Genomic DNA, 26,138 nt, shown 5'->3' on the forward strand with positions numbered 1-26,138 from the left:
ATAGGTTCAGTTTTTTGAGCTGGCGACTAGCCTATTCCGACGACTTCAATCTCGCTGCCACCCAAACTCACGACATCGCCCACCACTTTCCCCATCAACACCCGTGCCACCGGCGACACATAGGAGATTGATCCTGTTGCAGGATCGGCCTCATCCTCGCCGACGATCCGGAACTGTTGCGTGCGCCCATCATCGCGGCTGAAGGTCACGAGGCTGCCGAAGGCAACAATGCCATTTTCAGGCGGGTTCGGCATGAGCTGGGCGGTGCGAATGCGCTCCGCAAAATAGCGAACGTCCCGCAGAGGGCTCGCGGAAAGCCGCCGTCTTTCATTGACGTCTTCGACGGCATTGGCGGCCTCGCAGGCCTCGCGCGCCAACCGCAATTGCTGTTCCAGCGCTTTCAGCCCGGCCTCGGTCACCAAATTGGGATGCGGCGAAATCACCCGATCCGGCAGAACGGTTTCGGCTGCGGTTTCGGCACTGTCTTCCTTGGTGAAGGCTACACTCAATCTGATACTCCATTTCGGTGAGACGCCGCTTGAGACATCTCTTTCCGGTCCAATCCTGCCACCACACGCTGGAGCACGGCAAGAGTAGAACCAGCCATAGCTTCAAAGCGGACCGGGCCGAAGCGGAGTTCACCGACCGCGCTACTGCTCGTTAATCAAATCGACGCTTTTCAGCACTCTCGCCTGGTACACACGCACCCCTCATATCTTGCCCTAACAGCAGGCATTTTGCCCTGTTAGGATGGTCCGTGGGAGGAGGAAGCCAACGCTAACGGACAGGAGACGGCTCATGACCCGGACAGTAGTGAATGCGCTTGGAGACACACTTTATTATAGTGGCAGTTCCACCGGATTTTTTTCCGCCACCGGGTCCGGTCCGCTGCTTGCCGGCACAGCCGGCAATGATTCCATGTGGGGCGACAGCTCCGTGAATGTGACGATGGCGGGCGGCACAGGCGACGATATTTATTATCTCTATTCCAGCATCAATCGCGCCGTGGAAAACGCCGGCGAAGGCATCGACACGATCGACACCTGGATGAGCTACACCCTGCCCGAGAATTTCGAGAATCTGCGGGTAACAGGCGACGGCCGTTATGCCTTCGGGAATTCGCTCGACAATATCATCACCGGCGGATCGGGCAGCCAGACGATCGATGGCGGCGCTGGCAACGACGTGTTGATCGGCGGTGGCGGTGCCGACACATTTGTTTTCACCAGTGGCAACGGCACCGACCTCATCATGGATTTCAGCGCCAACGATACGATCCGGCTGAATGGTTACGGCGTTACCTCCTTCGACCAGCTCGTCAGCAATGCCACCCAGCAAGGCAGCGATCTCTGGCTGAACTTCGCGAATGGCGAAGCTGTCGTTCTCGCAGGAACAACCATCGACGATCTTCAGGCTGACCAGTTCGAACTCAGCCTTGACCGGTCCTCGCTGACCCAGACCTTTGCCGACGAATTCGACGCGCTTTCTCTGCGCAGCGGGGGTGAAGGCACCTGGGACGCCAAATATTGGTGGGCGCCGGAAAAGGGAAGTTCGCTGACGACGAATGGCGAAGCGCAATGGTATATCAACCCCGCTTATGCCGGGACATCCGAGGTCAATCCCTTCAGTGTGGAAAACGGTGTCCTGACCATCACCGCTGAAGAAACCGCACAATCGGTCGCCGATGAGGTCGAGGGATACGATTATACGTCGGGCATGCTGAACACCTATTCCTCCTTCAGCCAGACCTATGGTTATTTTGAAATCCGCGCCGATATGCCGACCGACCGGGGCGCATGGCCGGCTTTCTGGCTTCTGCCGGAAGACGGATCTTGGCCACCGGAACTGGATATCGTGGAAATGCGCGGCCAGAATCCCAATACGCTGATCATGTCCACCCATTCCAATGCAACGGGCGAACAGACGTCTGTTATCAAAAATGTCAGCGTGCCGAGCACGGAAGGGTTCCACACTTACGGCGTGTTGTGGGACGCGGAACACATTACCTGGTATTTTGACGATGTCGCGGTGGCACAGACGGATACGCCCGATGATATGCACGACCCCATGTATATGATCGTCAATCTCGCCGTCGGTGGCATGGCGGGAACGCCATCTGCCGGTGATTTCAGCGATGGCTCTCAGATGATGATCGACTACATCAGGGCCTATTCGCTTTCCGACTGGGCCGCGTAAGGAACGACAACGCCGGCAGTCGCGTCCAGAACTGCCGGCGTTTCAGGCATTAGCCTATCGGGGCTGTGCCTTGTGCAAGCTGGTCATTCAGCCGCGATCTGCATCCGATCGGCGTGGAGCGACATGAGGTGCCGAGCCGTTTCAAGGCTCGCCGGCTGTTCTGCCCGGTAGCGGCGGCTGATTTCCATCATCAGGACGGTATCGGGCAGGAAGGTCAGCTCCGAGAAGATGCTTTCCCATTCGATATCGCCCCAGCCGAGCGGCATATGCAGATCGCCAATGCCAAGCGCGGTATTTTCCTGGTCGAAATATGGCTGGTAAAAACCCTGCGGCCGACCGAAGGAATCGTGGACATGCAGATGACCGGCGACCGGCGCCATGGCGCGAAGCTGCTCGCGGAAATCGAGACCGCGATAGGTGGATTCGATATAGGCATGGCTGAAGTCGATCAGCGCCACGACGTTGTCGTGACCAACAGCCTTCACGGTCGCCGCCACTTCGGCGGGCGTCTGGCGATACTGGCCCGGCTCGGTGGAGAAGATATTCTCAAGCGCGATACGCACGCCATAGGGCTTGCAGAATTCCGCAAGCTCAAAAAGCGCTTCCCGCTCACGGGCATCGGCATCGGCTCGCTCGGCGATCTGGTCCGCACGCAGCGCACCACCATGCTGAACGAGGATGCCGGCACCGATACGGTCGCATAGGACGGCCAGCGCCTTGGCGGCATCAATCTGGTAACGGCAGGTCACCGGATCCATGAAATTGGAGGACACCAGCCCGTGCACGGTGTAGCGGAAATCGAACTGTTTCGCGAGCGACACGAACCGGTCGGCACGCTCCTCGATGATGCGGCCGCCTGCGATCAGATCGAGGCTGGTCACAGCCAGTTCGACAGTGTCGCAGCCAATATCGGCCAATGCGCGCAGATCGTTTTCAAGGGTGGCCAGTTCGCCGTCGTCCGAGCCGGCGTTAAAACCGGTACCAATAAGATTGCTCATGTCGTCATCTCCAGGGGGGTAAAGAAGTTTATGCGAGTTCAGGCAGCCGCGCGGCACGCCGTAGCGTGTCGAACAGGTCCGGGCGGTCGATGTTGACATAGTCTACCCCGGCCAATGCGATCTCATTATGAAGGTCGACATCATCGCCACCATAATAAACCATGACCTCGAGACCCGCATTGCGGCATGCCTCGACAAGTCCGGGCTTGCGCATCTGTTCCGGCGTGATCTCGATGATCGAGGCATGGTGCACCGCGGCCGCGAGCGAAGGCGACCTGGCAATTTCGAGCGTCATCATCTTGCGGAAATCCGGTGCGGCGGCGGCCAGGCCCCGGCGCATTTCCTCGGAAAAGGAGAAAAAGAAGGTATCGCGCACCATGCCGAGGCCGCGCACCAGCGCTACGACCTTGACGGGATCGCAATATTTTAGCTCGACATAGACCCCGCAGCGGCCGCGCAAATGGCGCAGATAGGCATCGAGCCGGGGCACAATCGCCCCCTTGAAGCTTTCGCCGAACCAGCCGCCGGCATCCAGCGCATCGATCTCGCTCGAAAGAGCATGGCCGATGGGCCCCGTGCCGTCGGTGGTGCGGTCCAGCGTTTCATCGTGGAAGACATAAAGAACGCCGTCAGCGCTCTCACGCACGTCAAGCTCGATATAATCTGCCCCATGTCGCAAGGCGAGGTCGGCAGCGGCAAAGGTGTTTTCGGGTGCGAACCGGTTGGCACCACGATGGGAGACGATTTTGGGCATGGGAAGTCCTGTCAGTTTACGGGCTCCGGCTCACGTGCCGGAATGGTCGAATGGTGGGGAAGATCGGCGTGAAGCCCGGCGATGCGGTTGCCGGATGCGTCGAAAACAAGCGTCAGGCCGGGTTTGCAGCCGATACCAACCCGCTCGCCGGGCGCATGACGTATGACTTCACCATATTCCAGCGCATGGATCATGCCGGCAGGCGTGTCGATCGTGTAGAACACCTCGCGCCCCATGGGCTCGACGGTGGCAACCTTCCCCGCAAGCCGCGCTTCCGTAGGTTCAATGAGGGCGATATCTTCCGGGCGCAGGCCAAAGGTCACCTCGCCGTCGCAAGGACCATCGAGATCGAGCAAGGCATCGCCAATCTGCAACTGCCCGCCCTGCGACCATCCCTTCAAGAGGTTCATCGGCGGCGTGCCGATGAAGCCGGCCACGAACAGATTGTCGGGTCGGCGATAAAGATCATCAGGCGTGCCGATCTGGGCGACCGCGCCATTGTTCATGCAGATGATCCTGTCGGCCATGGTGATCGCCTCGATCTGGTCATGGGTGACGATCAGCGTGGTGATCTTCAGCCGTTTCTGCAGGCTTTTCAGCTCGGCGCGCATGGTGATGCGCAGCGTCGCATCGAGATTGGAGAGCGGCTCGTCCAGGAGGAGGATGTTGGGCTCCTTGACCAGCGCCCGGGCAAGCGCCACACGCTGCTGCTGGCCACCGGAAAGCTGCGAGGGCCGCCGGTCAAGCAACGCGCTGATCTGCACGAGGCTTGCCGCCTCCTCCACCCGCCGCGCCGCTTCCTCGCGCGCAACATTCTTGAAACGCAGCGGAAAGGCGATGTTCTGCCGCACCGTCAGGTTGGGATAAAGCGCATAGGACTGGAAGACGATGCCGACATTGCGGTCGCGCGCATCGATACGATTGACGTTGTGGCCGTCGAAGGCGATTTCTCCACCGGTCGGCGCGTAAAGCCCGGCAAGCAGGAACAGCGTGGTCGATTTTCCGCATCCCGACGGGCCGAGAACGGCGACGAATTCGCCGTCTTCGATAGCAAGCGTCATGGGTTGCAGAACCCGGGTGTCGCCCCAGCTTTTGGTGACGTTGGTAAGGGTGATCCTGGCCATGGCGATTATCCTTTGATCCCGCCGAAACTCATCTGGGTGATGTATTTCTGCGTGAAGATGTAAATGATCAGCACAGGCAGCAGATAGATGATGCCGACGGCGGCAATCATGCCGTAATTCACGCCGACGCTGTCCTGTGCCACGAAGAAGAGATAGAGGCTCATCGTCATCTGGCTTTTTTCGATGAGCAGCGTCTGGACGAAGACATATTCCTCCCAGCCGCGCAGAAAGGTGAAGGTGGCGACCGCGATCAGCCCGCTTCTCACCTGCGGCAGAACCACCATGCGAAAGGCCTGGAAGCGGGTCGCGCCATCGGTGACGGCGCTCATTTCGATGTCCCAAGGAACATTGTCGAAAAAGCCCTTGAGCACGAAGATCGCAAACGGCAGCTCCAGTGCGCTCATGACAAGCACCACGCCGAAGAGATTGTTGAGAAGGCCCATGTAGTGCAGCTGCACGAAGATCGCGACGGTGAGCGCAAGCGCCGGAAAGGCGTGCAGCAGCAGAAGGCCTCGCAGCAGGTTTTCGCGTCCGGCAAAGGCAAAGCGTGACAGCGCATAGGCGGCAGGCGTGGCGACCAGCGCTACGATCAGGGTCTGGGAGCCGGCAAACAGCAGCGAGCTGCGCATGGCTGTCCAGATGGACGGCATCAGCGCCATGCGCGTGGTGCCGGTTTTCTCGATATCGCGGCTCCACAGAAAACTGTAGTTCTCAATGGTCAGATGCGGCAGCACCAGCACGAAAACGAGTGCTGCAACAACGGCGCCAAGCGCCAGCCACAACAGCACGGGATTGCGCAGGCGCGCGGAGAAAATTGCGACCGCTATCGCCCCGCAATAAGCGAAAGCGGCGATTGCGCCGCTGCGCCACAGGACAAGCCGGCTGAGATTATCATCGGAACTCGTCAGCGATTTCACCAGCAGCCACAGATAGGGCAGGAGAACGGGAACAGAGACGACCGTCAGGAACACGAGGATGACCGGAAGAAAGCCGGCGCGATGCGCGAGACTGCGCTTTTCAAGGCGCGTCCAGTCCGGCTTCAGGTCAGGCGCGCTCCTGTGGGCAGGCGCATGGGAGTGGGCGAGCGTCATCACAGCACCTCGATTTTGGCGGGAGCAAAGGTCGAGCGCATGTTGCTGAGACGCCATTGGATGAGTGTCACGGCAACGCCGATGGCCATGAGGCCGAGTGCCAGCGCCGCGCCATAGGCGTAAGCGCCGTTTTCGAAGGCGCGCCGGTAGATATAAAGCGCATAGGTCGTGCTGTCATAGACCGGGCCACCGCCGGTGATCAGCAGGATATATTCATAGGTCGTCATCAGCGACAGCGCCTGATAGAGCGTGATGAAGCGGATGGGAGCAGAGAGCGCCGGTGCGACGACATGGCGAAGCACGCCCCATTCGCTGGCGCCATCGACACGCGCCGCATTGGCCAGATGCGAGGGTATGGAGCGGATGGACGATGTGAGGATGACCATGGCGAAGGACGCGCCGACGACGCCGTTCGCCACGACCACCAGAAGCAGCGGAAAGTCATTGCGCAGGTTGAGAGCGGGTGCACCGAGTGCGCCGAGAAACTGGTTGAGCAGGCCGGAAGAGGTCGGATCGGCGATCCATATCCATAACACGCCATAAAGCACGGCCGGGCTCATGCGCGGCAGCAGCCACAGGCCGCGAAAGAAATTGCCGAGCCGGTCCGGTATCGCCGTCGTCGTGACGGCCAGCAGCGCACCCAGGCCGATATTGAAGAGGAACAGCGTCGCGCCGACATAGACAAGCGTCGTCATCAGCACGATCGGCAGGCGCATATCACGCTGGACCATGCGCTGGAAATTCTCGACCGTAAATTTGCCGACCTTCAGATTTGCGCCCATATCGGTAAAGGCGATCACCAGATTGACGACGATCGGCGCGAGAAAAACAGGCCGAGCAGGACAAGTGCGGGCGCCAGATAAAAGATCGGCCGGGCCGGACGGCGCGCTCTGAGCTGGAATTGGGACATTGCGATATACCGGTGGGAACGCGGAAAAGCCGCCCGGCAAGGCCGGGCGGCGTGGTTTCTGGCAAACTCAGTTGCTTGCGGCTTCGCGGATTTCGATCTCTGCGCCGAATTGCAGTTCGAGCTCGTCGGCGATGAAATCGACCGCCTGCGCAGCCGTCATCTTGCCGGTCTCAACCGCCTGCAGACCGCTGAACAGCACCTTGTTGTAGCTGCCGAACTTGGTGTGGTTGGGCACGAACTGCGCATCCTTCATCATCGGCGATGCAGCGGAAAGAACCCAGTTGTCGCGATATTTCGGCATCGCCGTCTGGGCGTTGCTGATCGCCGTGTGATAGGAGGTCACGGCATGCTCGTTGTTGAAATAGGGCAATGTCGCGAGTGCCACGAGATCGGCGGCGACGTCGGCATTCTTGCTCTTTGGATTGAGGGTGTAGAGCAGCGGGTGCGACAGGTTGGAAGGTTTGCCACCCTTCTCGGCAGCCGGTGCGGAAATCCAGCCTATCTTGTTGAAATATCCCTCGCCATCGGTCGGCCAGGTCGCGCCATTCTTTTCACCCACCTGCCAGGCAACCGCCCAGACGCCCTGGTGGAAAATGAAGGCCTTCTCCTGCTTGAATGCGGTCTGGATCGCTTCCCAGCTCATGGCCGTGTTGTCGACCGGGGTCACGCCCTGCTTGGCGTTACGCTCGTACCAGCCGAGAGCCTTCGCCATCTCGGCCTTGGGGAACACCAGCTTGCCGGTCTTTTCGTCCATGAACTTCACGCCATAGGACTGAAACACCATCAGATAATCGATGCCGACATTCGGACGGTGCAGCATGCCATATTGCGCGACCTTGCCATCAACCACTTCCTTCGACAGCGCCGTCAGATCATCGAGCGTGAATTCGCCGGCATCAACCTGGGCCGGCAGGCCTTCGATGAAGGCTTCATCCTTGCCGATCTTGCGCAGCATGTCCTTGTTGTAGAAGAACATGCGGATTTCCGCGTCCTGCGGAATGCCGTAAATCTTGCCGTCCGTCGCCTTGGCCGAATTCCACAGAACCGGCAGAATGTCGCCATAGACCCACGGAGTGGCAGCGATCTTGTCTTCCATCGCCATCGCATAGCCGTCCTGCGCGAACTGGCCGATCCACTCATGCGGCAGAACGTAAATATCCGGCCCCTGCCCCACCGAAAACGCCTTCAACGTATCCAGCGCGAAAGCGTCCCAGCCCTGTACGCTGCTGTTGTTGATGTCGATAACGATGCGCTTGTCGACACCTGCTGCCTTGAACTGCGCGTTCATGATACCGGCCGCCGCCTCGATATTGGTGACGCGGCCGGGCGCATTCTTGTCGGCAAGTGTCCAGAGCTTGATGTTGATGTCTTCGGCAAAGGCAACAGCCGGCAAAAGCGCGCTGAGAGCGACCGTCGCCGCCAAGGAGAGAGACTTGAACATAGGATCCATTCCCGTTGAAACTGATTATTTAATTAAGTTGCTTAATTTACAGCTTTATGACATTCCCGGAGATAAGGCTGGGAGAGCGAAACCTTGAATGACAGACGAAACGGTGCATTGACCGGCATTGGCGCAACACAGGGCGCGCTTCTGGGATACATCAGGCGCAAAGGTTCGGCCTCACGCGTGGAACTGGCCGAGTACTGCAGCATAACCCCGGCAGCCGTCAGCATGATGACACGCAATCTGCTTCAGCGCGGCATTATCGAGGAGGGCGCACGCCGGCAGGAAGGTCGCGGTGCACCGCATATCGACCTCACGCTCAAAAAAACCGTCGGCTATGCCCTTGGCGCGCATGCCAACCGCTATTCGGTGATGTTGACGCTCTTGAACTTCGGCGGGGAGATCGTCGGCGAATTGCAGCTGCGGGGCTCCTATGGTGCGTTCTCGGATGTTCAGCGGGCGCTTCAGGACGGGTCCGAGGAACTGCTTGCGAAAAACGCGATCAATAGAAGCGACCTCATCGGCGCAGCGATCGCCATGCCGACCCGCTTTCGCAAGGAAGCCATGTCGCTCGATCTTGCCGAAGAGGTGATTTCCTGGGCGGGATCGGACCTTTCCGCCATGCTGCGCGAGGCATTGCGGTGCCCGGTCATCATCGAAAACGACGCGAATGCCGCCGCCATGGGTGAGCTCACACTTGGCAACACCGCCGGACATGAGAACTTTGCCTATCTCTATCTGTCCGAGGGGATAGGCGGCGGCATCATCATCAAGAACGAGCTTTTTCGCGGTTATCTCGGCAATGCCGGCGAGATTGGCGCCCTGCGCGGCCGTGGCGCGTCACGTCCTTCGTTTGAAGATTTGGCCGCATGGTGTCTCGAGCATGTGGGTGAGAAACCTGCCGGGCGCGCACCCGAGGCCTGGACGGATTATCTGTCGCGCAATTCCGCCGTGTTTGATGGGTGGCTCCAGCGGGCGGGACCAGAAGTCGCCCGCCTAGGCTTCGCCGTCAGCGCCATCCTTGCCCCCACGGCCATCTTTGTCGGCGGCACTTTGCCGCGCATGGTACGCGAGAGACTGGCGCAATGGCTGGATTACGAACGCTCGGACCCGTTCAGCGGTTCAAAGGTGATACAGCCGCAAATCCTGTTGCCCGAGGTCGTGGCGACAGATCCCGTGGCCTTTGGCGCCGCAGCGATGATCCTGCACGGTGTCAGCGAGGCGGGCTAAAAATGGAACACGGTTTGCGGAAGAAGCCTCAGCCGAGATTCTGAACCATGAAATAGATCAGCCAGCAATGCCCGATCACCAGCACCGCCCAGGCCCATTTGGCGGCCCGGATATCGGAATCGACCACGGTATTACTGATCTCGGCTGCGCGTCCGGCCTCTTCGCCCGCCCGCTCCTGCGGCGGCCGCGACACCGGCCCCGCTCTAAGCTCGGCCTCGCCCACGACATAAAGCCGGTCGTTGTGAACCGGTGGACGTGGCTCATCGCCGGCGCTCTCCGCGCGGGAAAGGACGCCGTTGTCGGATGCGCAATTCACCGCGAAAAGCTGCGATGACACCCGCCTGTTACGCATGTTACTTCTATTGGGCATCATAATTTTCCACACAATAAAAATAAAAATATTCCCCCGAGATTTCCGATAAAGCCGTGGCTTTACCGGACATGCTTGCGCTTCACGCACGTCGCTCAGCACCTGTCGAACCGCGTCTTCCGCGCACCTTTCCGCCCTCCCGGAGCCGATTGGCGCCCGGCGGTTACCGCGCCGGGCTTCCGGGAAACTCCCTTTTTCCCGCGTAAGGCTTGGCCTCCCGCTGGATCAGGAAGACGGATTTCTCCACCGGAAGCGGCTCGGCCGTCCGGTAGCGTTGAAACCGCCTCGAATATTCGAACCGGATCAACCTGTCGTCGAATTTCCCCGCCAGAACGCGATAGCCGTTGACGACCTCGTTCAGGATTTCCAGTTCTTCCCCCCACAGCCAGCCGCCATAGGAGGTGCCTTCGTTCGAACGCAGGACGATCTCGAAAAAATGCCCACCTGCCACGACGGGCATGCGGAAGAGAATATCGAGATTGTCCTCGTCCTGATCGTCGCTCTTCTCCGCCGACAGCCTGGCATGGGCAACTTTCGCGTGAACCAGCGCCGAGACCGGATAGAAAGGACGGCCCTTGAACCACATGAATTCGCTGACCGCATAACCGACGTCATCGGCACGCTGGTAAGGTTCGATACGCGGCTCGAACGCCATGTAGCTTCCGTTAAACGCAATCAATTTCGAAAATTCCCGATGCCTGCCCGCTGCATGTTCGCTGTTTTCCGCCCGTCATCCACGCTTCTGTCTGCGACAATAGCCAGCCCGCGTCACACCAGCGTCAAATGGAACGCTATGATGACTTTCAATTTCCCGGGCACGTTGTTAGATGGTGAATCATGAGGGGACGAATGTGGCTGGGCACGCTGAACTAATATCGATCCGGCTTTTTGGAACCCCGCGCTGTGAAGCGGTGCGGGACGCCTTTTTTCCGTCCAAGGGCTTTGCCCTGACCGCCGCCCTGATCCTTGCTCCGAACCAGTCGCTTTCCCGCCAGCAGGCCGCATCGCTCCTATGGGAAAATGTCGAGCAGAAAAGGGCTCTTGGCAATCTGCGGCAGCTGATCCTGCGCCTTCAGAAGCTCCCCAATGGCGACGAGGCGATTCTCCTGACCGAAGGCAACGACCTGAAGGCCGGAAAGCTGGCGCAGCGCACCGATCTTGCGATCTTCCTTACCGGTGCGCGATCCGAAGACCCGATGCGCCGGCTGCACGCCCTGCTTGAATTCGGCGGTGATTTGCTGGAGGGGCTGGAGACCGGGCAGGATCATCTTTATCTCTGGCTGCTGTCGGAACGACGCCGTCTCAAGGACCTGTTCTTTTCAAGCTATATGCAACTGCTCGAGGAGCTGACGCGCTTCGGCCGCGCCAGTTCGAACGACATTGGCAGGCTTGCCGAATGCGCCCTCAAGATCGAGCCGGAGCGCGAGGAAACCTACCGCGCCGCCATGGCGGCCTATGCGCGGATCGGAAACACCAGCGCCTGCGAGGGCGTTTTCCAGCTTCTGCTGGAACAGCTGCGTCAGGAAGAGCGCTCTCCGGAAGCCGAAACGGTGGCATTGAGACGCCGGATACAAAGCCTGACTTCGACGATAGCTGCCCCCAATGAGGCAGACGAGGGCAGCCGCCGAAAGGCCACGGCAAAACCGCGCGTCGCCTTTGGCCGGCCGGCGCGGGTAGACGGGCTGCCGGTCTCGCCGGTGATGCAGGCCTTCGTCGAGGATGTCGCCAACAGCCTGGTCCGATACAGGACCTTCACGGTCCTTTCGCCGCACAGCACCTTTGCGCTGACGCGCGACCGCACCGATGACAGCTACGCCATGTTGCGGGCGGATTATCGCATCATGTCGACGGTTTTCGACGATGCCCGCATGTCGGTTGCCCTGATCGAGGAAGCGACTGGCGAGATCGTCTGGTCGCTGGAAGCTGTCTTGACGGAGCGGCAGATTCACGCCGCCTTCCGGCTCCTGTCCAAACAGGTCGCAGCCGCACTTGCCCGCGAGATCGAGCGGCTACAGGTGGAACCCGACCGCAACCATAGCGGCGAAGCCTACCGGCAATTGCTGGAGGGCCAGCAGCTTCTGCGCGGCAAATGCGATCTGCCGCTGCTGCGGCGGGCCCGTTCGATGTTCCGCAAGGCGGTCGATATCGACCACAGCATGGCGGTTGCCCGTGCCCGCGTGGCGCAGAGCCTGCAGCTGGAGTGGCTGATGCTGGGTGGCAACGACCCACACCTGCTGCACCGCGCCAAGGCCGAGGCCGACGCCTCCATCGAAATCGACCCGGCCCTTGGCGTCGGCCACTGGATGTGCGCGGTGGTGGCGCTCTATCAGCGGGATTTCGACATATCCGCCGAAAAATTCTTCGAGGCAGAAGCGCTTGCGCCCAACTCCGCCGATCTTTTGCTCCAGCACGCCGATGCGCTCGCCCATTTCGGCGATGCCGAGATCGCCTGGGAAAAGTTTCAACAGGCCATCGACCTCAACCCGCTCGCGCCCGACATCTACTGGTGGGCGGGCGCCAGCATCGCGTTCAAACGCGAAGATTACGGCGCAGCAGTGGAATTATGCGGGCGGATGGAGAATGACGAGCCAGCGCTGCGCGTCTTGACCGCAAGCCATGCGCTGCACGGCGATTTGGTCGCCGCCCGGGAAACCGGCGGCAGGCTTCAGGAAAACTATCCGGGTATGACGGCGAGGGAGATCAGCAGCCTGTCTCCAGACCGCGACCCGATAGCGAATGAAAAGTTCTATCACGCTCTTCGATTAGCTGGGATCAAATAGGAGATATTATGTCCTCGCATTTCTTCATTGTCGGAAAAAAGGATTTCGGCGTTCTCTTCATTCGCACGGCGCCGCTCAGGGTTGCGTCCGTATCGCATGAGACGATTGCCGCCTATGAATCCGCCCATCCCGGCGTGGATGGCTATGCACGCGTTGCAGCGGCTGCAAAATCCATGCTCGTTCGCCAGGACGGCCAGCCCGAGACCGAGCTGGATCAGGTTCAGATCCAGGGCATCGAAGCCCTCGTCGCCGGTGGCGCCGTGGTTTCGGAGGCTGATTTCGCCTTTATCGGCGAAGTGGTCGATGCCGGCTGGGACTTCAACCGCATGGTGCAGGCGCCGATCGAAGCGGCTTTGAAGGCTGTCGGCCCTGCCGGTTCCATCACCGGCGAACTGTTCGACGCCATCCTTGCCGACGACACCAACGCGGCACCCTGATGGCGGTCCCGCAGCCTTGACCGCGGCCGGTGCTCCCAATTCAGCGACAGCGGCTTCAAGACATGCGGACGCTTCGTTCTTCGATCCCGAACTGCTTCGGCGGTTCGGGATTACCCGCGTTGGCGATGTGACCGGTCTCGATATTATCGGCATACCCGTCTGGTTCGCGACGCGGCCCAATTCACGCGGATTGTCGGTATCGCAGGGCAAGGGTCTTGTTGCAGGGCAGGCCCGGCTTTCGGCCGTCATGGAAGCGATCGAAGGCGCGGTCGCCGAGGACACCCGCAAACATATTGCTGTTTTCGGTTCCATTCAGGACATGCAGAACAAGGGCGTTCCACTCGTTCCATTCGAAACGGTCGGCCGGGTCGACCCCGCCATGCTCAATCTGCAAAACGAGCGCGCCTGGATAAAGGGCACATCCATTCGCCAGCAGCGGGACGTTTTTGCTCCCTATGAACTCGTCGGCATGGATTTCCGCGCGGATTTCCCCTGGGACCGGCGAGCCTTCCTCATGAGTTCGCAGGGTCTTGCCGCCGGTTTCGACCATGACCATGCCGTTCTCCACGCCTTGCTCGAACTCATTGAAAATGATGCCTGCTTCCTCGTCGATACATTTGAAACCCGCACCGTCGCTCCACGACCGGTGCTGTTTCCGGCCGGTATCGATGCCTCCTTCGACACGCTCGTTCAGCATCTTTCGGATATCGGTCTGCCGCCATCCTTCTTCGACCTTACCAATGCGCTTGGCGTGCCGGTGGTGATGGCGAGCCTGCCCCGATCCGTCCATACGCAGGATGGGCTTGCGACGCGCAGCGCTGCCGGTGCCGCCTGCCGTCCCGGCGCCTATGACGCGGCAATCGCCGCCCTGCTGGAGGCAATACAATCGCGTTTGACGGATATCAGTGGCGCAAGGGACGACCTCTCCCCTCTGCGTTACCAGCGGGACATGTCTTGCGCGGGGACGACGGGATCAGGAGCGCGAGCGGCCCCGGTCAATCTCGATCTTGCCCATGGCGATCCGTCCTTGCCACAATGGCGAAAGCTTGCGGAACATCTGTTCGCTGGCGGGATCGAGGATATCTATGTCTTCCCGCTGGAAACGGGCGTCTCCGGCCTGCATGTGGTGCGGGTTCTGGCAAGCGGCCTCTCCCCGGCCGGTGGCGGCTTGCAACACATATCGCAGCGAGCGCTCCATGGCCTCCTCAAAATCGGAGGGCTTTGATGAAGCCCGTCATTTTTGCAGGTCCGTCCATCCACGGCATCGCCCGCGACCATCTTTCCGGTTTCGATCTGCACGGACCGGCGGCATGCGGAGACATTTTCGATGCGGTCCGGCAGGGTGCGCGCGTGATCGGGCTGATCGACGGTCTTTATGGTGATTGTGCCGCCGTCTGGCACAAGGAAATCCTCCATGCACTCTCAGCCGGTGTCACCGTTCTCGGCGCTGCCAGCATGGGCGCTCTGAGGGCTGCGGAATGTGCGGCCTTCGGCATGACCGGCATTGGGGAAATCTTCGAAGCCTATCGCGATGGGCAGCGTTTTTCCGATGCCGATGTGGCGGTGAGCCACGCGCCAGGCGAACTTGATTATCGCCCGCTGACGATTGCGCTGGTCGATGCCGAAGCGACGCTGGAAGCGTGCCACGCCAAAATGGAGCCGGAGGAACACGACGCCCTGCTCCGCGCTGCCCGCAAACTGCATTTTACCCGCAGAACATGGCGTGCCATCACAACCGAGGCCGGTAGAGGCTCCGAAACCGCAAATTTGCTGACGGAGAGGGCAGTTTCCGTCAAACGAAATGACGCGGCCAGACTTCTGGCGCTAATTGGCGGCCAACAGCTGCCTCCTCCGGCGCTATCATGGAAATTCCAGAACACGGTGTTTTTTCAGCAATTGGCCATGCGGCGAACAGCGGGAGAAACAGCGTCTTGACCGCCATCCGGTCCCGGTCTCTGGTGCCCGATTGCGGCGGGCTGATCCGCACCATCGCGCTTGCGTTGCCCGCATCTTTTTTTTCGGCTGACAGGCCTGACAATATCGTGTCACCGCTCGTACCGATCGGAAACCTGCTATCGGCACTGCCTTGCGATGTGGCGACGGTCATTCTTATCGATCGCATCAGTCTCGAGCCGGCGCAAAACTGGCTGGACAGGCTGGAAATCCGCCCTGGCGCTGTGCTGGTTCCAATTGATGGAAACACCGGCGTTTCGCATCCCTGGATACAGGATATGTTCCATGTCCGGACCAATGGCGAGGCTGCATCCGAACTGGTTGTAACAGCGGCAAATGCTGTCGCCGATGCGCTTGCCGATTGCCTGGGGCTTGCAGCGACCGTCATTGATGTCGTTTTGCCGGGCGGCAACCAGCTGGTTGGCCCTGACTTTCGGCTGGTGGGCCATTCCAGCCTGCAGGATGACAGGGGTTTCGGCAGGAGCACCTCAAGCGACCGCAGCGAACGGTGGCAGCAGGTTCAGGCGCTTGACGGCAGGGCCGTGCACAGTTTCGGATATCGGCCGGAAGACTTAGGCAATGCCTCGGCTTGGTCGGATTCTTCCATGGTAAAGGCTTCCGCCGCGGCAATCCCCGGCGAAAAAATGCATCAATGCGGTTTCCATGTCGATCAGTTCGTTTCGGTTACGGGCCTGAACCGGGATGGCCATCCCCTGCTGCTTGTCGCCGATCCGGTCGCACCTGGCGATTGCGCCAGCCGTGCCGCCATGGAGCTGAAACGGAAACTGGATGCATCGGCTCTTTCGCTGGCGCGGCAAGGCTTTGCGATCCTGAGAAATCCCATCCCGATCCTACCCGCCATCGATACGAATAAATGCCTCCCCCGGCTTTACAACAACGTCTTTCTGGAGAATGTCACACGGTCCGGTCAAAAACGGCCATTTGTCTGGATCCCGCATTTCGGCGACACGGAGATGGTCGAGGATTTCGACAAGGAAAACCGGCACATATGGGAGAGCCTTGGATTTCACGTTATTGGCGTGGCCGGGTGGAGCCATCTGGCAAGTCGCAACGGAGCACTGCGCTGTGCAACCAAGGTGATAAATCGTGATCCTGTATAGGGTTGGCAAAAGAAAAACCGCGCTATTTTGCCAATAGTGAGCTACAATACCCGTGGAAATTGTGTTGAATGTATACCTTCAACAATATTAATTGATAATTATCCGATTTAAGACCTCACAACTGGAGGAATTCAATATGCAGGCCAAACTACCCAGCCCGATCGACGTACATGTGGGCGCACAGATCAGAATGCGCCGCAAGTCGCTCGGCATGAGTCAGAGTGCGCTGGCGGGTCGATTGGGAATTACCTTCCAGCAGGTTCAGAAGTACGAAAAGGGCGCCAATCGCGTCGGCGCGTCCCGTCTGCAGGCGATTGCGTCGGTTCTCGGTGTCGATGTCAGCTCCTTGTTCGCCAATGCGACGCCCGATGGCGGCATCGCCAATCCGGCGCTTGGCACGATCAATGCCATGCAGACATTCGTCGCTTCGAATGAAGGCTTTTCGCTGAACCAGGCATTCTCCCGGATCAAGAGCACCTCTGTCCGTAGAAGCATTGTTGCACTCGTCACATCGCTGGCTGCGACCGAAACGGCAGAAAATGCGGCTGTGCCGGCAAACAAAAACGACGATTGACGCAGGTGTGACGCTCGCGTGACGCTCGATGTGGTCGAAAATGAACAACGCAATATCAAAGCGTTTTCATACTGTCGATTGTCGAGAGGGAAGCATGGCGGCGTCTACCACAGCAATACTTGAACAGGACAATGCAGACGAGATTCTCGCGCTTGGTAGGATGGTTTCCTATCTTTGCCAGCGTTCGAAATCCATGGATCTGGGCATGTCGACCTATTTCCTCGAAATGGCGTTGTTATCGCTGGCCCAGGACATCAATCAGCACGGTCTGCCGCCGGCAGGCGCAGAGCTGAACGGCAGCGGTTTCGCACCCACCGATCTGCATTGAAAGCCTCCGGGGCAGCAATGGCATAGACCACGAATCGAGCGTCCACACCGACCTCCAGTCGCAGACCCTCGGGATCGTTCTTCGGTTTTCCGGTCCGGCCGGCTCCATCCTGCCGGACATATACCCCTCCCCAATTTTTCTTCATGCAAGCGAGGCCCGGTTTTGCCGGGCCTCGCTTCATATCAGGGCACTGCCCGGCGAAGTTCGGCGGCCGCAGCGACCATGTTGACGAGCGCGGGCCTCACCTCTTCCCATTTGCGGGTTTTCAGGCCGCAATCCGGATTGATCCAGAGCTGCCGGTCGTCAAGCCGCTGCCGCGCCAGCGCCAGGAGATCGACCATTTCTACCACGGCCGGGACGCGCGGCGAGTGGATGTCGTAAACGCCGGGGCCGATCTGGTTCGGATATTTGTAAGTCCGGAAGGCATCCAGCAGTTCCATCTTCGACCGCGAGGTCTCGATGGAGATTACATCCGCATCCATGGCCGCGATGGCATCGATAATCTGGTTGAACTCCGAATAGCACATATGGGTGTGAACCTGCGTCCGGTCCTCAACACCGCTTGAGCAAATACGGAAGGATTCCACCGCCCAGCCGAGATAATCCTGCCAGTCCCGATGCCGAAGCGGCAGACCCTCACGCAGCGCCGCCTCATCAATCTGGATCATCTTAGCACCGGCTGCCTCGAGATCATTGACCTCATCGCGGATGGCGAGCGCGATCTGGCGGCAGGTCAGGCTTCTGGCGATATCGTCGCGAACGAAGGACCAGTTGAGGATCGTCACCGGTCCCGTCAACATGCCCTTGACCGGCTTTTCGGTCAGCGACTGGGAATATTCCCACCAGCGGACCGTCATCGGCCTCGGTCGCGACACATCGCCGAAAATGATCGGCGGGCGCACGTAACGCGAGCCGTAGCTCTGCACCCACGCATGCTGGGTAAAGGCGAAACCGGAAAGCTGCTCGCCGAAATATTGCACCATGTCGTTGCGCTCGAACTCGCCGTGAACGAGGACGTCGAGGCCGATTTCCTCCTGCCAGCGTATGGTCGCTTCGGTTTCCTTCTGCAGGAATTTTTCATATTGCGCATCGGTCAGGGCGCCCTTCGAATGTGCGGAGCGAGCCTTTCGCACCTCAGGCGTCTGCGGGAAAGAGCCGATGGTGGTTGTCGGGAAAAGCGGCAGCGCAATAGCCTGCGACTGCACCTTCTGTCGCTCGGCAAATGCGCTCGCCCGCTTCTTGTCAGCCTCAGCAATCATCGCGATACGGTTCTGCACGGCGGGGTCCGTCACCTTTGGCGAGGATGCACGTGCGGCGACGGCCCCGGAGGCAGCCGCCACCTCCACCGCGACTGCGGCCCTGCCCTCACCAAGCGCCCTGCCGAGCGTGGCAAGTTCGCCGAGTTTCTGGGTGGCGAAGGAAAGCCAGCTTTTCAGATCGGCATCGAGGCCGGTCTCCAGTTCGAGATCGACCGGAACATGCAACAGCGAGCAGGAGGATGCGATTTGAAACGCCTCCACGCCGCGTTCGGCAATGGCGGCTTCCAACCGGTCGATGATCGCGGCGAGATCTGCGCGCCAGATGTTGCGACCGTCGATGACGCCAAGCGACAGGACACGGCTTGCGGGCAAAGCCTTCAGCACCGCCTCAAACTCACCCGGCGCACGCACCAGATCAATATGAATAGCCGTGACCGGAAGTGCTGTAACAGCCTCCAGATTATCCTCAAGACCACCGAAATAGGTCGCGACGAGGATTTTCAGATCCGGCGCGGCTTTCGACAAAGCCTGATAGGTCACAGTGAGCGCATGGCGTTCGCCCTCGGAAAGGTCCAGAACGGCAACCGGTTCGTCGATCTGCACCCAGTCCGCGCCGACAGCCCGCAGCCGGCGCAGCAGTTCTTCATAGACCGGCAGCAGCCTTGCCAGCAGATCGAGCGGCTTGAACGCTGCCCCACGCGCCTTGGCAAGTTTCAGGAACGTGACCGGGCCGAGAATAACCGGACGCGTGTGGATGCCGAGCGCCTTCGCCTCAAGGAAGTGGTCGACGGGCTTTTGTGAGGTGAGCACGAAATGCTGATCCTCTGAAATCTCCGGCACCATGTAGTGATAATTGGTGTCGAACCATTTGGTCATTTCCAGCGCCGGAACACCCTGTGCGTGATGGGAATGTCCTTCATGCGCATGGCCGCAACCTGCATGGCCTTCGCTCTGGCTGCCGCGCGCCATGGCGAAATAGGTCGACAGGGGAACCTCTCCGTCCGTCCATCCGTAGAGGGATGGAATGGCGCCCACCATCACGGCCGTATCGAGGACATGATCGTAGAAGGAAAAATCGTTGGAAGGGATGTGGGTGATCCCCTTCTCACGCTGAAGCGCCCAGTTTTCGGCGCGCAGCCGGGTGGCGGTTTCGCGCAGTTCCGTCTCGGAAATCTTTCCGGACCAGAAGCCTTCAAGCGCGAACTTCAGTTCACGATGGCGTCCGATCCTCGGAAAACCGAGCGATGCGACTGGAATGGTCTTATTTGGCATTGTCATACCCCATTTGGTTGTGGGGGCATGGGTAAAGCGGACGCGTGCAGGCCCGGCCTTTGCCGGACCATTGCAGCAACCACCGGGACACCCCGCCCGTGGACGTTATTTTGTCCTGGCAGGTCTCCTGGCTTACGGGTCGTCGCCTTTGCCCGTCTTCCCGGGGCTTTCACCCCAGTGACGTGGATGGACAAAGGCTCGCCGCTTACAGTTGCGGGGGCAGCTCCGGTCTTGCCGATAAAACGGCGCACCGGATTCCCTCTTAGCTCCGGGATTGAAATAATCAGGCCCGGAGAACCATGACACCCGCATTTCTCACCACGGGCGTCACGATGTCAATAGACATAAAGAAATCTTTATATCTTTATTTCACTGAGCTCAGAGCGCGACCGCACCCGGCCCCGGCACCGCACCGGGCGGCACCTTGCCCAGAATGATCATGCCGAGAACCTCGTCCTTGGTGACATCCTCTGTCCGTGCATGGCCCACCACCTTGCCGTTCTTCATCACGAAGACCCTGTCGGCCAGATCAAAGACATCGTGAATATCGTGGCTGATGAGGAAGATGCCGATGCCCTGCCGTTTCAGCTCCTTGACGAGATCGCCCACCTGCGCCGTTTCCTGCGGGCCGAGTGCGGCCGTCGGCTCGTCCATGATGAGGATGCGGGCATCGAACAGAATGGCGCGGGCAATGGCGACGGACTGTCGCTGGCCGCCGGACAACGCCTTCACCGGCTCCTTGAACCGCCGGAAATTGGGGTTGAGACGCCCCATCACCTCGCGGGCCGAGGCTTCCATGGCGACATCGTCAAGCGTGCCCCATTTCGTCTTCAGCTCACGACCGAGATAAAGATTGGCAGCCGCATCGACATTGTCGGCTACGGCCAGCGTCTGGTAGATGGTCTCGATACCGTATTTCTTGGCATCGCGGGGATTGCGGATATCCGCATCCTCGCCGTTGATGAGAATATCGCCGCCATCGCGCCGATAGGCGCCGGAGAGGATTTTGATCAGGGTCGATTTGCCCGCGCCATTATGGCCGAGAAGGGCAACCACCTCACCGGGGAAAAGATCGACAGAGGCGTTTTCCACCGCATGGATACCGCCGAAGGAAATGGAAATATTGCGCATTTCCACGAGGGGCGTGACTTGGTCCGTCATAGGAGTTCTCCTCGGTTCTTACTTGGCGCGGGCGCGGTAGATGGTGTCGAGCCAGACGGCGACGACCAGAACCACACCGACGACGATGCGCTGGAAGGGCGTATCGATGCCCACCAGCACCATGCCGGATTGCAGCGATTGCATGACGAGCGCGCCGAGCATCGCGCCCGCTATGGTTCCGACACCGCCGGCAAGAGAAGTGCCGCCGATGACGGCCGCCGCAATGGTATAGAGCTCGTCGAGCTCGCCCTGCGCATTGGTGGCGGCATTGAGGCGGGCGGTCGAGATGGCCGCGGCGATGGCGCACAGAACGCCCATCAGCGTGAATATCTTCACCGTGACCCAGCGGGTCTTGATGCCGGCGAGTTCCGCCGCTTCCGGATTGCCGCCGATGGCAAAGACATAACGTCCGAAGCGCAGCCTTGTGGCGATGAAGGTCATGACCGCACCCACGGCAAGCGCCATCAACACCGGAATGGCGATGCCGTGCGAAATGAACAGACCGCCTTCAGGCCAGGTTATGCCATTGGCATCGGCATAGTTGCGGGCGATGTTGACCGGCCAGGGGTAGCTGTTGACCACCGCGACAAAACCGACAACCACGAGGCAGCCGAGCGCCACCAGAAAATATTCCGCCCAGACCGGCCGCAACGGAAAACCGAAACGGCGGCGCTGATGACGTGAATTCAGAATGGCCGCAACGATGGCGACGCAGGCGACGACGGCTGCGATCCAGCTCCATGTCGCGCCGATCGAACCGCTGGTGCCGCCGCCCATCAGGCGAAAGGTGGAATCCATCGGCGCCACGGTGCGGCCGCTGGTGATGAACCAGGTGCCGCCGCGCCAGACCAGCAGGCCGCCGAGCGTAACGATGAAGGACGGCACGTTCAGGAAGGCGATGATGGAGCCCTGCAGCATGCCGATGGCGCCGCCAACGAGAATGCCGACCAGAAGCGTGACGATCCATGTCGCCCAATGTTCGAAGCCGAGGATCTGCGGCAGGATTTCCGCCTGCATGACACCCATGATCATGCCGGAAAAACCGAGGATCGACCCGACCGAAAGGTCGATGTTGCGGGTGACGATGACGAGCACCATGCCGGTTGCCATGACAGCCACGGAGGCGGTCTGCACGGAGAGGTTCCAGAGGTTTCTCGGCGTCAGGAACAGGCCGCCGGACAGGATATGAAATCCGATCCAGATCAGAAGAAGCGCGCCGACCATGCCGAGCAGGCGGGTATCCAGCTCCGTGGCGTTGATGAAACGGGCTATCGAGCCTGTTTTTTCCGTCTTTTGCGACGCTGTAGTATTGGACTGGGTCATATCGGCCATGAACTGCCGGTGCTCCTCACATCTTAGAGCGTTTTCGCTTTTTCCTTAAACGCGAAAACGCTCCAAATCTTTGTTCTGGCGCATTTCCGAAGGGAAAACCGGGCTCCACTTTTCCTGGAAATGCTCTAAAGGCGCCGCGCCATGAGCCATGGCGCAGCGCCCGAACCGGGACCTATTCGATCAATCGCAGGCTTTGACCGTTTTAGCCTTCACGCCCTGGCAGGCCGTTTCCTTCTTGATCCAGCCGGCGTCGATGACGACGTTCAGATTGTCCTTCGTGATGGCGATAGGCTTGAGGAAGACCGACTGCATCTTCACTTTTTTCGGACCGCCTTCAAAGGTGGAGACACCCTTGATCTCGGTCATCTTCTTGCCGCCGGCCAGTTCCAGCGCGATGCCGGCTGCTTCCTTGCCGAGTTCACGGCTGTCCTTCCAGACCGACACCGTCTGCGTGCCGAGCGCGACACGGTTGAGCGCGGCGAAATCGGCATCCTGACCGGAAACCGGAACCGAACCTGCAAGGCCCTGCGCGGCGAGAGCGGCGATGGCGCCACCGGCCGTTCCGTCATTCGAGGCGACGACCGCATCGACCTTGTTGTTATTCTTGGTCAGGAACTGTTCCATGTTCTTCTGGGCGTTTTCCGGCTTCCAGCCATCGGTATAGGCTTCGCCGACATTCTTGATCTTGCCGCCGTCGATAGCGGCCTTCAGCACTTCCTGCTGACCCGCAAACAGGAAGTCCGCATTCGGATCGGAAGAGGAGCCCTTGATGAAGACGTAATTGCCTTCCGGCTTCACCTTGAAGACTTCGGCAGCCTGCAGACGGCCGACTTCCTTGTTGTCGAAGGTGATGTAGAAGGCGTTCTGGTTTTCGATCAGGCGGTCGTAACCGACGACTGGAATACCTTCGGCAACGGCCTTTTCAACGGCCGGGCCAATCGCGTCGCTGTCCTGCGCCAGGATGATCAGCGCATTTGCGCCCTGGGAAATCAGCGATTCCACGTCGGTCAGCTGCTTTGCGGCCGATGATTGCGCGTCGGCGGAGATGTATTTCGCACCGGCCTTGTCGAGCGCCGCCTTGATGGCCGCCTCATCCGTTTTCCAGCGCTCTTCCTGGAAATTCGACCAGGAAACGCCGACGACGAGATCAGCGGCCATGGCGGCAGTGTGCAGGGAAACGAGTACGGCCGTACCCGCCAGAAGCTTGGCAAATGAATTCATGATGTCCTCCCGGTAAGGGCGAAACCTGCACCTCCATGCAGAAAAACGCCCGGAAAAAAGCTGCCGGTCTCTGTGGTTTCACAATTTTCTCGACAGTCGAGAAAATTAATGTCAGAGATTCCTAATGCTGTCAACAACGGCCGCGGGCAGCATCCGGGTGTCTTGATCTTGTCTGTGGCATGCGCCATCAGACAGGGGAGCACGACAGGAAAAAGCCGTTCAGGGAGCAGGCCCCAGCCCATGTCCGCCATTGCAAGTACGGAACTGGTGCGCCAGAAAAACAGCCTGTCTGTGATGGCGGCCCTGCGCCTGCATGGCAGCCTTTCCCATACCGAGATGTCGTCCTTCACCGGACTTGCCTCCGCCACCGTTTCCGCCATCACCATGGAACTGGAACGCGCCGGCCTCATTTTGCGCAAAGAGCAGCTTGCCGCTGCCGGACGTGGACGGCCGCGCATTCTTTTTGGGCCGCGCGGCGCCTATTGCCACGTTGCCATCATCATCATTTCGTCCGACAGCGTGCAATATTCGCTGGTCGACTACGCCGGCAAGCTGGTGGACCGCTTTACCGAACAAAGGATCGCGGCTGAAAAAGGTACGTTCGGACAATCGATTCTGACCGGGCTGGCACGGCTTGCGGATCGTTCGCGCATCGACCGGTACGATATTCTTCAGGTATCGATCAGCAGCAAGGGGCTTGTGGATGCCGCAACGGCCACCCTCGTTTGGTCACCCGTGCTCGGCAATGAAAGGATCGATTTCCAGCAATTGGTTTCCGGGGACGGACGTATCCGCGTGACGCTGAACAATGAAACCCTGCTTGCCGCAAAAGCCGTCTGGATGAGGGAGCAGGCGAAGGAACGCCCGGCGCCGGAGGCGCTTGTTACGCTTTCGCTCGGCCACAGCATCGGTCTCGGCATTGCCCGCACGGGCACCGAAGGGGCGATCGAGGTCAGCGCTCCCAATTTCGGCCACATGCTGCATCTCGCCGATGGCGCGCTGTGCCGCTGCGGCACAAGAGGCTGTATCGAGGCCTATTCCGGGTTTTATGCGATCCTGCGCTCCGCTTTCGAAGCGCCGCCGCAGGCCGAACCGGCGAAATTCGTCCCTGTTGCCGAGGTGGACAAGATTGCCGCGTCAGCCCGTGCCGGCGCGCGCATGGCGCGTTTTGCCTTCCGCACCGCCGGGCTTGCTCTCGGCAACGGTCTTTCGCGCCTGTTCAGCCTGCATGGCCATATGCCGGTTTTCATCACCGGCCCCGGCACACGCTATTTCGATCTTCTGGAAAGCGGTCTTCACGACGGCCTTGCACAATCGCAGGCAGTACGTTTCGGCGGCATGCCAAAAATTGGCATTGCGCCCGACGAACCGGAGCTAGTGTTTGAAGGGCATATGGAGCACGCGCTTTCGGCCGCCGACGACTACATCCTGAGCGCCGACGGCCCTGAGAGAGCGGGAAGGAGTTCCCCGATTTGACAGGTGCCAAACGGTCGTCCGTAACGAGACACAACCATTCGCCGCTTCGCTAAAGCCGACGCAGGCCTTCGCGATGAGCAGTATTTTCCGGCAATTTAACCGCAGTAGCGATACCAAGCCTTGCAAGCAACTGGATAAAATTCCAGCCAAGATCAATCTGTCCCGGCTCCAGGCCGAGCCGTGCCGATTCCGGAAAAGCGTGGTGGTTACCATGAAAGGATTCGCCGAAAGTGAGCACTGCTGCTGTCGGAATATTGTAGCCCTGCACAGCGACATTATCGACTGCCCACACCTGTTGGCCTCCACGATGCGCATAGTGGCCGACAAGCCAATGCCCGGTCAACGACACCGAAATGCGCACTGCGATGCCCCAAACCACCCAACTCCAGCCACCGAGAAAATAGAACAACAGTGTCCAGGGCAGTTGCTGCGCCATCCAGCTACGCTCCAGGAACCAGTAGAATCGGTCATTTGCGACCTCCGGCTCAATGAGGAACATCGGCGGATGCTTGAGTATGACTGCGCAGTGCATCTGCCACCAGGCGTCGACAAAGAAGGACCGCCGGTGGGCGAACAGGTCATGGCATGCTATTTGCCGCTGCGCCCAATCGCGTATGTCATGTGCGTAGATCATGCCGAAAGGTCCGGCCATGCCGACAAGCGTCCCCAGATAGACCAAGACACGTTCAACCGGCTTGCCGGTGCGGAAGGAGCGGTGGATCAGCAGCCTGTGCATTCCCACCGAATGTCCGGCACAAATGGTGATCGCGGTCATGATGACGAACAGAGTAAAGCCACCCCAGGAAAATGTCAGCGGCCCGAAGATAACCGCCACCGCCGTCATCGCGCCCGTCCACACCGACTTCGCCGGCATCCAGCATACGCGCCCCTCCCTTGCATCACTCAGCGCTTGCGAGATCATACGCCCTGTGGAAATCGTCGTCATCCATCCGCCCTTTTCCTGACTTGCCCGCACGCAGCCTTGTGCCATCAACCAACGGGTGGTAGTCATTTAGTCTATGAGCTAATTACCTTTATAGCCGGTTTTACCAATTAGGCAATTAGCTAATTAGTTTAATTTTCGGCATTTGGAATCATTCAGGGAAG

At 59.7% G+C, this 26,138-nt stretch carries 23 protein-coding genes, 1 pseudogene and 1 riboswitch; of the genes and pseudogenes, 10 read left to right on the forward strand and 14 right to left on the reverse strand.

Annotated elements, in window-relative coordinates; translation table 11 throughout:
• Positions 1 to 26: 26 nt before the first annotated feature.
• Positions 27 to 509 carry a transcription elongation factor GreA gene (gene greA, locus AGR13A_RS17275; RefSeq protein ID WP_080837946.1) on the reverse strand — a complete coding sequence of 161 codons (483 nt, stop codon included), beginning with the start codon at positions 507 to 509 and terminating at the stop codon, positions 27 to 29.
• Positions 510 to 798: 289 nt separating this feature from the next.
• On the opposite strand from greA, the gene AGR13A_RS17280 reads away from it, so the two are divergent.
• Positions 799 to 2,196 carry a family 16 glycosylhydrolase gene (locus AGR13A_RS17280; RefSeq protein ID WP_080837949.1) on the forward strand — a complete coding sequence of 466 codons (1,398 nt, stop codon included), beginning with the start codon at positions 799 to 801 and terminating at the stop codon, positions 2,194 to 2,196.
• 83 nt (positions 2,197 to 2,279) lie between these two features.
• Here the strand turns inward: AGR13A_RS17280 and AGR13A_RS17285 are convergent, their stop codons facing one another.
• From AGR13A_RS17285 to AGR13A_RS17310, 6 genes and pseudogenes are all read right to left on the reverse strand, one after another.
• Positions 2,280 to 3,194: a TIM barrel protein gene (locus AGR13A_RS17285; RefSeq protein ID WP_142170871.1), complete on the reverse strand. Its 915-nt coding sequence runs from the start codon at positions 3,192 to 3,194 to the stop codon at positions 2,280 to 2,282.
• A gap of 28 nt (positions 3,195 to 3,222) precedes the next feature.
• Positions 3,223 to 3,948, reverse strand: a complete 726-nt coding sequence (locus AGR13A_RS17290) for a glycerophosphodiester phosphodiesterase family protein (RefSeq protein WP_080837954.1) — start codon at positions 3,946 to 3,948, stop codon at positions 3,223 to 3,225.
• An 11-nt stretch (positions 3,949 to 3,959) separates the two neighbouring features.
• Complete coding sequence (locus AGR13A_RS17295) at positions 3,960 to 5,072, reverse strand: ABC transporter ATP-binding protein (protein ID WP_080837956.1); 1,113 nt, start codon at positions 5,070 to 5,072, stop codon at positions 3,960 to 3,962.
• A 5-nt stretch (positions 5,073 to 5,077) separates the two neighbouring features.
• Positions 5,078 to 6,163, reverse strand: coding sequence for a carbohydrate ABC transporter permease (locus AGR13A_RS17300; protein WP_080837960.1), 1,086 nt, complete (start codon positions 6,161 to 6,163; stop codon positions 5,078 to 5,080).
• Positions 6,163 to 7,073: pseudogene (locus AGR13A_RS17305) on the reverse strand (carbohydrate ABC transporter permease). Before AGR13A_RS17305 ends, AGR13A_RS17300 begins: the two are co-directional and overlap by 1 nt.
• Before the next feature lie 67 nt (positions 7,074 to 7,140).
• Complete coding sequence (locus AGR13A_RS17310) at positions 7,141 to 8,514, reverse strand: ABC transporter substrate-binding protein (RefSeq protein ID WP_080837964.1); 1,374 nt, start codon at positions 8,512 to 8,514, stop codon at positions 7,141 to 7,143.
• A gap of 93 nt (positions 8,515 to 8,607) precedes the next feature.
• On the opposite strand from AGR13A_RS17310, the gene AGR13A_RS17315 reads away from it, so the two are divergent.
• The gene (locus AGR13A_RS17315) at positions 8,608 to 9,747 is read left to right on the forward strand and encodes an ROK family transcriptional regulator (RefSeq protein ID WP_080837967.1); all 1,140 of its coding nucleotides are present in this window, start codon (positions 8,608 to 8,610) and stop codon (positions 9,745 to 9,747) included.
• Positions 9,748 to 9,775: 28 nt separating this feature from the next.
• On the opposite strand, the gene AGR13A_RS17320 is transcribed toward AGR13A_RS17315, so the two are convergent.
• Complete coding sequence (locus tag AGR13A_RS17320) at positions 9,776 to 10,117, reverse strand: hypothetical protein (protein WP_080840274.1); 342 nt, start codon at positions 10,115 to 10,117, stop codon at positions 9,776 to 9,778.
• Positions 10,118 to 10,280: 163 nt separating this feature from the next.
• Positions 10,281 to 10,772: a hypothetical protein gene (locus AGR13A_RS17325; protein ID WP_080837970.1), complete on the reverse strand. Its 492-nt coding sequence runs from the start codon at positions 10,770 to 10,772 to the stop codon at positions 10,281 to 10,283.
• A 172-nt stretch (positions 10,773 to 10,944) separates the two neighbouring features.
• Here AGR13A_RS17325 and AGR13A_RS17330 point away from each other — a divergent pair, with 172 nt between their 5' ends.
• From AGR13A_RS17330 to AGR13A_RS17360, 7 genes are all read left to right on the forward strand, one after another.
• Positions 10,945 to 12,897 carry a BTAD domain-containing putative transcriptional regulator gene (locus tag AGR13A_RS17330; RefSeq protein ID WP_167377578.1) on the forward strand — a complete coding sequence of 651 codons (1,953 nt, stop codon included), beginning with the start codon at positions 10,945 to 10,947 and terminating at the stop codon, positions 12,895 to 12,897.
• An 8-nt stretch (positions 12,898 to 12,905) separates the two neighbouring features.
• The gene (locus AGR13A_RS17335) at positions 12,906 to 13,334 is read left to right on the forward strand and encodes a hypothetical protein (protein ID WP_080837973.1); all 429 of its coding nucleotides are present in this window, start codon (positions 12,906 to 12,908) and stop codon (positions 13,332 to 13,334) included.
• 16 nt (positions 13,335 to 13,350) lie between these two features.
• Positions 13,351 to 14,559 (forward strand): YcaO-like family protein, encoded by a 1,209-nt coding sequence (locus AGR13A_RS17340; RefSeq protein ID WP_080837975.1) that lies wholly within the window; start codon positions 13,351 to 13,353, stop codon positions 14,557 to 14,559.
• Entirely contained in the window at positions 14,559 to 15,269 is a 711-nt protein-coding gene (locus AGR13A_RS17345) for a TfuA-like protein (RefSeq protein WP_080837980.1), read from the forward strand. The genes AGR13A_RS17340 and AGR13A_RS17345 overlap by 1 nt, the downstream gene beginning before the upstream one ends.
• Positions 15,266 to 16,408 (forward strand): hypothetical protein, encoded by a 1,143-nt coding sequence (locus AGR13A_RS17350; RefSeq protein ID WP_080837986.1) that lies wholly within the window; start codon positions 15,266 to 15,268, stop codon positions 16,406 to 16,408. The genes AGR13A_RS17345 and AGR13A_RS17350 overlap by 4 nt, the downstream gene beginning before the upstream one ends.
• Positions 16,409 to 16,544: 136 nt before the next feature.
• On the forward strand, positions 16,545 to 16,982 hold the full coding sequence (locus tag AGR13A_RS17355) for a helix-turn-helix domain-containing protein (protein WP_080837989.1): 438 nt from the start codon (positions 16,545 to 16,547) through the stop codon (positions 16,980 to 16,982).
• A 94-nt stretch (positions 16,983 to 17,076) separates the two neighbouring features.
• Positions 17,077 to 17,310, forward strand: coding sequence for a hypothetical protein (locus AGR13A_RS17360; RefSeq protein WP_035222648.1), 234 nt, complete (start codon positions 17,077 to 17,079; stop codon positions 17,308 to 17,310).
• 182 nt (positions 17,311 to 17,492) lie between these two features.
• On the opposite strand, the gene metE is transcribed toward AGR13A_RS17360, so the two are convergent.
• The 4 genes from metE to xylF all read right to left on the reverse strand — a co-directional run bounded on the left by metE (position 17,493) and on the right by xylF (position 23,555).
• On the reverse strand, positions 17,493 to 19,841 hold the full coding sequence (gene metE, locus AGR13A_RS17365) for a 5-methyltetrahydropteroyltriglutamate--homocysteine S-methyltransferase (RefSeq protein WP_080840278.1): 2,349 nt from the start codon (positions 19,839 to 19,841) through the stop codon (positions 17,493 to 17,495).
• A 100-nt stretch (positions 19,842 to 19,941) separates the two neighbouring features.
• A riboswitch (cobalamin riboswitch) is annotated at positions 19,942 to 20,158 on the reverse strand.
• A 61-nt stretch (positions 20,159 to 20,219) separates the two neighbouring features.
• Positions 20,220 to 21,002: an ATP-binding cassette domain-containing protein gene (locus AGR13A_RS17370; protein WP_035222645.1), complete on the reverse strand. Its 783-nt coding sequence runs from the start codon at positions 21,000 to 21,002 to the stop codon at positions 20,220 to 20,222.
• A gap of 18 nt (positions 21,003 to 21,020) precedes the next feature.
• Complete coding sequence (locus tag AGR13A_RS17375; RefSeq protein ID WP_080837993.1) at positions 21,021 to 22,334, reverse strand: sugar ABC transporter permease; 1,314 nt, start codon at positions 22,332 to 22,334, stop codon at positions 21,021 to 21,023.
• A gap of 180 nt (positions 22,335 to 22,514) precedes the next feature.
• Positions 22,515 to 23,555 (reverse strand): D-xylose ABC transporter substrate-binding protein, encoded by a 1,041-nt coding sequence (xylF, locus tag AGR13A_RS17380; RefSeq protein ID WP_035222640.1) that lies wholly within the window; start codon positions 23,553 to 23,555, stop codon positions 22,515 to 22,517.
• Positions 23,556 to 23,795: 240 nt separating this feature from the next.
• Between xylF and AGR13A_RS17385 the strand changes: the two genes are divergently transcribed.
• Positions 23,796 to 25,031 carry an ROK family transcriptional regulator gene (locus AGR13A_RS17385; protein ID WP_080837996.1) on the forward strand — a complete coding sequence of 412 codons (1,236 nt, stop codon included), beginning with the start codon at positions 23,796 to 23,798 and terminating at the stop codon, positions 25,029 to 25,031.
• A gap of 49 nt (positions 25,032 to 25,080) precedes the next feature.
• On the opposite strand, the gene AGR13A_RS17390 is transcribed toward AGR13A_RS17385, so the two are convergent.
• Entirely contained in the window at positions 25,081 to 25,977 is an 897-nt protein-coding gene (locus AGR13A_RS17390) for an acyl-CoA desaturase (protein ID WP_080837999.1), read from the reverse strand.
• Positions 25,978 to 26,138: the final 161 nt, after the last annotated feature.

It is taken from the genome of Agrobacterium genomosp. 13 str. CFBP 6927, assembly GCA_900012615.1.
Classification (GTDB): domain Bacteria; phylum Pseudomonadota; class Alphaproteobacteria; order Rhizobiales; family Rhizobiaceae; genus Agrobacterium.